Annotated in this window: 1 protein-coding gene; it reads right to left on the bottom strand. The window is 43.6% G+C overall.

Translation table 11 applies throughout. From position 1 onward, the window contains the following. Positions 1–13 precede the first annotated feature (13 nt). Positions 14–1,222, bottom strand: a complete 1,209-nt coding sequence (locus R7R24_RS24570) for an IS4 family transposase (protein ID WP_072666889.1) — start codon at positions 1,220–1,222, stop codon at positions 14–16. Between the last annotated feature and the right edge of the window lie 107 nt (positions 1,223–1,329).

The raw sequence follows: 1,329 nt of genomic DNA, 5'->3' as shown, positions 1-1,329 counted from the left end.
CTGAGGGATCCCCTCATAATTTCCCCAAAGCGCAACCATGTTTGAATAGATTTTGAGCAAGCAGGATTGCAGCTACGAGCAAGTCTTCCCTCGTTATTGTGTAGCCAGAATGCCGCAACACTTCCATGCCTAAGCGCACTGTTGAGAGTACATTTCGATTCCTGACAGTGTTTGCTTGGAAGTGTTTATCCCAACCTTGTTTCTGTGAATGTACGCCAACAAGCCAAAATGTCAGTTGAAGCATTAGGGCGATCAGTAGCATGATATCAAAGCGCTCTGGGCTGCTAGTTCTGCTATGTCGGAGTCCTAGACCGTATGCTTGGCTTTTTAAGTCTCGGAAGGTTTCTTCTATCTGCATACGCTTTGAGTAGATCTTAACAAGTTGCTTGGGTGTTCGAGTTTCAACGGGCAAGTTAGTCGCTAAAACCCATGGTTCTTTTGTCGAAGCGGAGTAGATTTTAGGTGATGGATGATGACAATTGGTCCGTGTCGAACGCTGATTTTTTCGGCCTTTAGGACGTGATTTATACAGTGCAATTTGACATGAGATTGGGTTGCTCTTAGTCAACCTCTTATAGCCTAAAGTTTTTGTTCGACTTGAAGAGGTGCCATGTAAGTTGCTGATAGGTTGCCAGTTTTCCGCACCTAAATCTGCATATTGCACTTTCCCTCTCACTCGACTTAACCAGTACCAACCTAGCTTTTCAACGGATTTATACCATGGCACTTTAAAGCCTGCATCACTGACAATAAGCGGTGTAGTGTTACTCGGTAGAATGCTTGCGAGGTCGGCTAAGAATTGGTCATGAGCCGCCTTTGAACATTGCTCTGAAAGCGGAAACGCTTTCTCATAAAGAGTAATAGAACGACCATGTAGTGCCACCGAAGCCCGCAATACCATAAGCCGTTTTTGCTCACGAATATCAGACCAGTCAACAAGAACAATGGGCATCGAATTACCTGAACAGATAAAGCTGGCATGCCAACGGTATACAGCGAGTCGCTCTTTGTGCAAGTGACGATTACCTAACAATCTGTCGATTCGTTTGATGTTATGTTTTGTTCTGGCTTTCGTTGGCAGGTTACGACCAAGTTCGGTAAGAGTGAGCGTTTTACATTCAAGTAATGCGTGGCAAGCCAGCGTTAAACTGTTGAGTCGTTTTAAGTGCAATTCAGGGCAGAATTGGTAAAGAGAGTCGTGTAAAATATCGAGTTCGCACATCTTGTTGTCTGGTTATTGATTTTTCGCAGAACCATTTGATCACATGACAAGATGTGCATCTACCTTAAATTTATGATTTTTATCAAAATCATTAGGGGATTCCTCAG

It is taken from the genome of Vibrio sp. 704 (assembly GCF_033339295.1).
This window is presented reverse-complemented; position numbering and strand designations above follow the sequence as displayed.

Excerpts from the sequence above, each read along its gene's own strand:
- R7R24_RS24570 (WP_072666889.1), bottom strand. The coding sequence starts at position 1,222 with ATGTGCGAACTCGATATTTTACACGACTCTCTTTACCAATTCTGCCCT.